Below are 6,770 nucleotides of genomic sequence, written 5' to 3'. Positions count from 1 at the left end.
GCCGTCGCAATGCGACGGCGGCAAATCGGTGGCAGCCGGACCGAGGAATAGGCCATCGCTGCTGGCCGACGCCGCAACTTCGCCTTGCGGGATGCTAAGACGGCATTGCATCGGGACTATGCCGACAGCGGCGTAGCTTTGCGTTTCAATCCCAGCAATCCGAGCAGGCCGGAACCGAACAACCAGGCTGCCGCCGGCACCGGCACTGCTACCGGGGCGAAGTCGAAATAGAAACGGCCGGAATTGATGCTGGCGTCATTCAGGCCGACCAGACGAAATTCGGCCGTATAAGTGCCCGCCGGAACGTTGGCGGCAGTCCAGAAGATAGGCGCGAAGCCATCGTCGAGAAAGCTATCCAGGCTGATAGTGTCGCCGTTGGCAAACAGGTTGGCGGTTTGATGGTCGCCGACGAACAAACCGGTGGTGGCGGAAATCAATTGCAGGCCGATAGCGGTATTGCCCAGCAAGGTCGACCAGCGATTGTTGCTGCTATTGAACAGAATCTGCTCTTCGCTGCCGGTTTCGTGTCCGGCCAAACTGTCTACCCGAGCGAAGGTCAGGTTGCCGTAGTCTTCCGACGAATTGTTTTGGGACGTGAGTTTGCCGCTATACAGGCTGCCGCTGCCCCAATTGAGCGCCAATGGCGCATCCAGCGAGGAAATTTCCGGAACGCGGTTGTTGCCGTTGGTATCGTTGGCGGTGGGCGCAGCCGCAGGGCCGCTGTAGCTATAGGCCCCTATGCCGTGGTAATGGTTGCCGTGGTTGAGAAGTAAGGTCAGATTTCCGGCATTGGGGTTTGCTAAGCCGTTGTAAGTGCCGGAAGTAAAGGTGTTGGTACCGTCGATGCCGATGTAATAGCCGGCCAAACCGCCCTCGTGAGCGTGGGCTGATACGCTTATCCCCATGGCAATCAGGGTGACCGATAATAGTTGGTTTTTTTTCATAGTATTGCCCTCCTAGGCAAAGGTTGGAAAAGTAGGCCGGCGATACGGTTTGCATCGCCGGCGGGTCGAGCCGTTTGCTTGCGCGTCATTGCGCGAACCAAAGCGGAAACGGATCCAGGTATTGGCTCCACGCCGTGGGGCCGGCGGCCAATTCCGCGTGGTTTAGCAGGCAGGCGTCGAGTTCCCGACAGACTTGTTCGGCATCGAGGTTTTGGCCGATGAACACCAGTTCCTGGCGGCAATCGCCGTAGGGTTCCTGCCATTGCTCGCGGATGTCTTCTAGGTACTCTTCCGGCCATTGATCCTCCGGTACCGACGCCCACCAGCGGCCGGCCAGGCCGTGGCGCATGATGCCGCCGGCCTGCGACCAACTGCCGGCGTGGTCGGGGCGAGAAGCCAGCCAGAAAAAGCCTTTGGAACGCAGTAAGGTGCCGTTTTCCCACTCGTCTTCGTGCAAATGCCGATAGAAACGCTCCGGGTGAAACGGCCGGCGGGCAGAGTACACAAAACTGCTGATGCCGTATTCTTCTGTCTCCGGCGTGTGCTCTCCGCGCAATTCCTTCAGCCAGCCGGGTGCCTGTTCGGCTTTTTCGAAATCGAATAGCCCGGTATCCAATACTTTGCCTAAATCAATTTGGCCCATGACCATAGTCACGATTTCGGCGTCCGGATTCAGGCTATGCAAGATGGCCTTGAGGTTGGCAATTTCGTCGCTGGCGATCAGATCGATTTTGGAAATCAGAAGCACGTTGGCGAATTCGATTTGATCGACCAGCAGGTCGGCGACATTGCGCTCGTCGTCTTCGCCCAAAGCCTCGCCGGCTTCCTTCAGACTCAGGGCTTCCTGGTAGTTGCGCATGAAGTTGACCGCGTCGACCACGGTTACCATGGTATCGAGCCGGGCGATGTCGGCCAGGCTAGCGCCGGTTTCGTCGCGAAAGGTGAAGGTTTCGGCAATCGGCAGCGGTTCGGCGATGCCGGTGGATTCGATCACCAGATAATCGAAGCGGCCGTCCCTGGCCAGGTTGCCGACCTCGATCAGCAAGTCCTCTCGCAGGGTGCAGCAAATACACCCGTTGCTCATTTCGACCAGTTTTTCCTGGCCACGATTCAGTTGCACCTCGTTTTTGACCAGCGCGGCGTCGATGTTGACTTCGCTCATGTCGTTGACGATTACCGCCACCCGCCGATTTTCGCGGTTATTGAGAATATGATTCAGCAGCGTGGTTTTGCCGGCGCCGAGAAAGCCGGACAACACGGTAACGGGAAGCTTGGGGTTGGTTGTTGATATAGTCGCCATGTTTGGTATGTTATATTATAACAATCAGGATTTCAAAAAAAGGCGCGCCTTCCGCCGCGCCCTTGCTGTAGAGCTTTGCTTTTAGTAGCTCAACCTAAACCCCACTTCCGCGCCGCGTCCGGCTTCCGGGGCGAAATTGCGCAAATAAGAAGTTGCGTTGCGGATGTTTTGGTCCAGCAGGTTGTTGCCTTTGGCGAACACCATCAACTTGGCGTCCTGGTAAGCCTTGAGCTGATAATTGACGCCGACGTTCAGCAGATAGTAACCGGCGGTCGAGGTCTCGAACTCGCCGACGCGGGTTTGGTCGTCGGCGCGGGTAAAGCGCAGATAGCTGGAAAGCTTGTCGCGGTTGTAATCCAGTTGCAGGCCGTAGCGCAGCGGAGGCATTCGCGGCACATCGCCGCCGTTGACAAATTGGCCGCGGGTGTAGTCGCTGAACAACGTCAATTCGAGCAGGCCGAGATGGTTTTCCAGCATCGGGAAAATCAACTTGGCTTCGTAGCCCTTGAAAATCGCATCCTGCTGGCTGCTTTGCAGGACCGGCACGCAGTGCTCGGTGTCGCAGTGCTCGCTGTCGCCTTCCTCATCGAGGAATTCGCCCGTGCGGCGCTGGTAGATGTAATCGCTTGCCCAGTTGTGGAACAAGTCCAGTTCAGCGCGCATCCAGTCGGTTTTGAAGCGGTAGCCCAAGTCCAGGTTGTACGAGGTTTCCTCCTTCAGGTTGGTGCTGCCGCGCTCCCAGCTACGGGTGGCATGATGGAAGCCGTCTGAAAGCAATTCCTGCACCTGCGGCGCGCGTGACGAGCGGGTCACCGCCAAGTTCAGACTGTGCCGGTCGTCCAGCTTCCATAGGGCGGAAGCCGAGGCGCTGACCGGCGTGTAGCTGAAGCCGGCCATGCCGTCCGACCGAATGTCTGTTTGTTCGACCCGTGTGCCCAACTGGTAAGTGACCGGGCCGGCGTCGAAGGATTCCACCGCAAATACGCCGTAACTTTGAGTGTTGGAGCGCGGCACGATGTTTTCCTGCATCGGACCTTCATGTTCGTCCGCATGCCCGTCTTGGCGGGTATGGTAGTGGACGCCTTGAAAATCGCTGGATTGGGCCTGAAAACCGACCACGCCGCGAAGTGGCCCGATATCTTGATGTTCCAGTTCCGCGCGGCCTTCATAGGTCTTGTTACTGAATTGCGCGCCGATGTCGCCATTGGCAATCTCGGTGTGCCGGTAATCGGTATAACCCAGACGGGTGCGTAGCGCCTTGGCGAATTTGAAGGGATTGATCAGTTCGCTTTTGAAGTCGTATTTGTTCTGGCGCATGGCGATTTGCACAATCTCCTCGCCGGTACCGTCGGGGGCAATGCCGTAGTTGTTGTTAATGTTGTTGATCGAAGCGCCGGCAAAACCGAAATCGTCTATCCACGACAAGCCGGCGGAACCGCTGATGGCTTCGGCGCCGGTATTGTTTAGATAACCTCGCGGGTTGTCGACGATTTCCTCGGCCAGTTCCGGGTCGTTCTGCGCGACTTTGGCGGTATCGATGGCTTGGCCGCCGATGTCCATGTTGTTGCGATGGCGGTAAAAACCGTCCACATGGTAGGCGATATGATCCTTACTGCCTTCGACCTTCAGCGCCGTGCCGGTTTCGTCGCTGGTGGAGTCGAAGCGTTGTTCCAGCGCGGCGTTCAGGGCCTTGTCGAAAGCCTTGCCGGGAATCCGGTTGTCGATGACGTTGACCACGCCGCCCATTGCGCCGCTGCCGTACAGCAGAGTCGCGGGGCCGCGCAAAACCTCGATGCGTTCGGCCATAAAAGGTTCCACGCTGGTGGGATGATCGGGGCTGATGGCCGACATGTCGTTGGCGCCGATGCCGTTGCTCAATACCCGCACTCGTGGGCCGGCCTGACCGCGAATCACCGGGGTACCGACGCCGGGGCCGAACGACTGGCTGGAAATTCCCAGCTCGTTTTTCAGGGTTTCGCCAATGCTGTGGCCGGTTTTCAGGCGTAATTCATCGTCGCTGAGTACCGTCACCGGCATGGCGGTTTCGGACAGTTTCAATTGCAGGGGAGAGGTGACGATTACCGGCTCAAGTTCGATAGCGGCTGCTTCTTCGGCTTGCCCAGGCAATGCAATCGAGCCCGAGACGGCGAGTAAAATGAATCTTTTGTACATTATCCTTCCAAAACATATTTCATTACGTGATATCGCCAGATTCCCGCAATGCAACCGAGGCAAACCGGCTGCGGCTTATCCCCAAATCCACCCGCCGGCCCGGTCAAACAGCTAGACATTGGAGGGGGGATTTGGTCGGCTTTGGGCTTGCATGAAACGGCACCGGCCCAATTACCCCGGTTTCGGGGTATTGAATACATGTCGGCGATAAGCGTTACTTTATAACATAACTATTGTGAAATGGCATAATTTGTATCGGCTTTCGTTCGGCGATGGGCTGAAACCCAGTTTGTGGAACGCTGTCTCCAGCCGAGCGGATGCGGGGGAGGCTATCCGCAAATAACGTCCCTATTTATATCCCTAGCCCTAGCTGTAGCAACTTGCAATCATCCACCGCAAATCGACATTATTTGCAACTGCCGATTGGTGCCTCGAAGTTCTGCACCTGTTCGCGTAACCCAAAGTCCAATAGGCCTAATGAACGTAGTTTATTTGGAACTTGTTTTGTGGAATTGGTTTATGGAGTCCAGAAAACCTACGTCTCCTGCACTGGTTATCTTTCGAAGTCAGTGTCAGCAGCGACCGACAAAGACCGACCCCAATGAGACGTTCTACTTCAGCATGGACATCCGTCAGGTCTGGTTCCTTACGCCGTCATTCAGAACTAATTGGCCATAGGAAATTCTACAGGTGGACTAATTGGTTAGCATATGGCAGAATTCACATCGATTTAAAATAATCCTCCTCGTACACCTTGAGAACAGCATGGCACCAAATTGGAATGCGGACTCCTTAGTGACTCTCCGTTCTAGGAATGTTGACCAATATAAGCGTAACTTCTTACACCAAGCTGTTTGCGAGCTTCGTTTCCCTACGCTCATGGAGCTCGGCGAGCCCCGACCTCCGGCTGCTTTGGTCAAAGCACTAAGGAAAGAATACCCTCACCTTGAATTGGCGAATGAAGTTAGTTTGGGGATCGGCGCTAACAGCTCAAACAATACTCACACTCATATCTTCCGGTCGGCAAAGTTTACCTGGACAGTATCTTTAAAACAAAGCTCCCTTTCAGTGGAAACTACCGCATACAGCGATTATGCGCATATGAGAGAAAGAGTGTTGCGCGTAGTCGAGGCTGCGTCCAAAATTATCGATTCAGACTTCTTCACCCGGATTGGTCTTCGTTATATCAATATAGTCGACAGCGATACCAATCCAGTGCTTGGTTGGGTGAATCCTGAACTCGTTGGTCCTCTTCTTTCAGGATGCTTCAAAGGGATTCATGAATACGCTGGCAAGCTGCAACTTATGGCGGATGATGGCGGATGTTTGTTGCAACACGGCATAGTCTTGAAACCCAAACAAACCGCAGGAGAAATGATTCCTCAGTATTTATTAGACATTGATGCATTCCGCAATGAAATACAACTTGTCAACACTGGGGAAGCTTTAGACGTAATGCATTCACAAGCCTTTGATGTCTTCGATTGGGCACTAGGACCCAAAGCTCGTGAACATTTGTCATCTGAAAGTCACCAGAAGAGAGCCTGAGTGAAATCATGGATTTCTACATAGACCATACGCCATTTATTAATCCGGTAGTTGCGCTTAATATCGCACCTTTTCAGCCAAGGTCGCGCGATCGAAACACTCCAGAAATCAAAGGTCTGACAAACCAGACTGCATTTGTAACCGAAGAGGCTAAGGCTGTTGATTTATTTTCCACAACAAAAGGACCACTTGCGCAGACCAAGCCACCAATACCGCAATTAGAGCCGCCCTTAGAATCAACTCCTACGTTAAAAGAGTCCGTAAATTTTTATACTTCGTCCAACGTTGTGCCGCAGCGAAGCGTAGAAGTCGATCAAATCGCTAAGCAGCGCGTCAGATTGATGGCAGCCAAATATGCAAGTGGAAACGCCCAGTCGTCGGAAATATTGGCTCGATTGGAAATTCTCAATAGTCGTCTCTCGGAGCGCGCGCCGCTCGTATCTAAAGAGCAAGTAATCGCCTTAGAGGATGCAAATGCGCAGTTAGCTCGCATTCGCGCAGCTCGCGAAGAACGCGCAAAGCGCCTTGGAATTCAATCTAAACTGTGACGGTATTTCAGTACCCTAAAACCAAGCACAGGCGACAACTTTCACCACGGCAGTTCAAGCGCTACCAATCGTACAAGCGTTATCTGCAAGCAGAGTTTTCCAGAGTATGTGTGTACTGTCGCCAACCTGACAGTAGCGCGCCAAATCTCAACTTTGGTGTTGATCATTACAGGCCAAAGAGTATCCCTCGATTCGCAAACCTAGTTTGCGACTATGATAATTTGTATTATTGCTGCGGTAGCTGCAATAGTCGAAAGA

Annotated in this window: 5 protein-coding genes and 1 pseudogene; 3 read left to right on the top strand and 3 right to left on the bottom strand. The window is 54.1% G+C overall.

Features of this window, described 5'->3' with window-relative positions:
• Nucleotides 1–116 precede the first annotated feature (116 nt).
• The 3 genes from NP590_RS18200 to NP590_RS18190 all read right to left on the bottom strand — a co-directional run bounded on the left by NP590_RS18200 (nucleotide 117) and on the right by NP590_RS18190 (nucleotide 4,416).
• Entirely contained in the window at nucleotides 117–944 is an 828-nt protein-coding gene (locus NP590_RS18200) for an all3515 family Zur-repressed PEP-CTERM protein (RefSeq protein ID WP_256604099.1), read from the bottom strand.
• 85 nt (nucleotides 945–1,029) lie between these two features.
• Entirely contained in the window at nucleotides 1,030–2,244 is a 1,215-nt protein-coding gene (gene zigA / locus NP590_RS18195; protein ID WP_256604098.1) for a zinc metallochaperone GTPase ZigA, read from the bottom strand.
• An 81-nt stretch (nucleotides 2,245–2,325) separates the two neighbouring features.
• Nucleotides 2,326–4,416 (bottom strand): TonB-dependent receptor, encoded by a 2,091-nt coding sequence (locus NP590_RS18190; protein WP_256604097.1) that lies wholly within the window; start codon nucleotides 4,414–4,416, stop codon nucleotides 2,326–2,328.
• A 765-nt stretch (nucleotides 4,417–5,181) separates the two neighbouring features.
• Between NP590_RS18190 and NP590_RS18185 the strand changes: the two genes are divergently transcribed.
• The 3 genes and pseudogenes from NP590_RS18185 to NP590_RS20640 all read left to right on the top strand — a co-directional run.
• Nucleotides 5,182–5,964: a TIGR04255 family protein gene (locus NP590_RS18185; protein ID WP_255186424.1), complete on the top strand. Its 783-nt coding sequence runs from the start codon at nucleotides 5,182–5,184 to the stop codon at nucleotides 5,962–5,964.
• Nucleotides 5,965–5,972: 8 nt separating this feature from the next.
• Nucleotides 5,973–6,512, top strand: a complete 540-nt coding sequence (locus NP590_RS18180; protein ID WP_256604096.1) for a hypothetical protein — start codon at nucleotides 5,973–5,975, stop codon at nucleotides 6,510–6,512.
• Nucleotides 6,509–6,763, top strand: a pseudogene (locus NP590_RS20640) (hypothetical protein); the annotation flags it as partial. The gene NP590_RS18180 and the pseudogene NP590_RS20640, both read left to right, overlap by 4 nt.
• Nucleotides 6,764–6,770: the final 7 nt, after the last annotated feature.

Source organism: Methylomonas subterranea, from assembly GCF_024505185.1.
GTDB lineage: Bacteria > Pseudomonadota > Gammaproteobacteria > Methylococcales > Methylomonadaceae > Methylomonas > Methylomonas subterranea.
This window is presented reverse-complemented; position numbering and strand designations above follow the sequence as displayed.

Excerpts from the sequence above, each read along its gene's own strand:
- NP590_RS18185 (WP_255186424.1), top strand. The coding sequence starts at position 5,182 with ATGGCACCAAATTGGAATGCGGACTCCTTAGTGACTCTCCGTTCTAGG.
- zigA (WP_256604098.1), bottom strand. The coding sequence starts at position 2,244 with ATGGCGACTATATCAACAACCAACCCCAAGCTTCCCGTTACCGTGTTG.
- NP590_RS18200 (WP_256604099.1), bottom strand. The coding sequence starts at position 944 with ATGAAAAAAAACCAACTATTATCGGTCACCCTGATTGCCATGGGGATA.
- NP590_RS18190 (WP_256604097.1), bottom strand. The coding sequence starts at position 4,416 with ATGTACAAAAGATTCATTTTACTCGCCGTCTCGGGCTCGATTGCATTG.
- NP590_RS18180 (WP_256604096.1), top strand. The coding sequence starts at position 5,973 with ATGGATTTCTACATAGACCATACGCCATTTATTAATCCGGTAGTTGCG.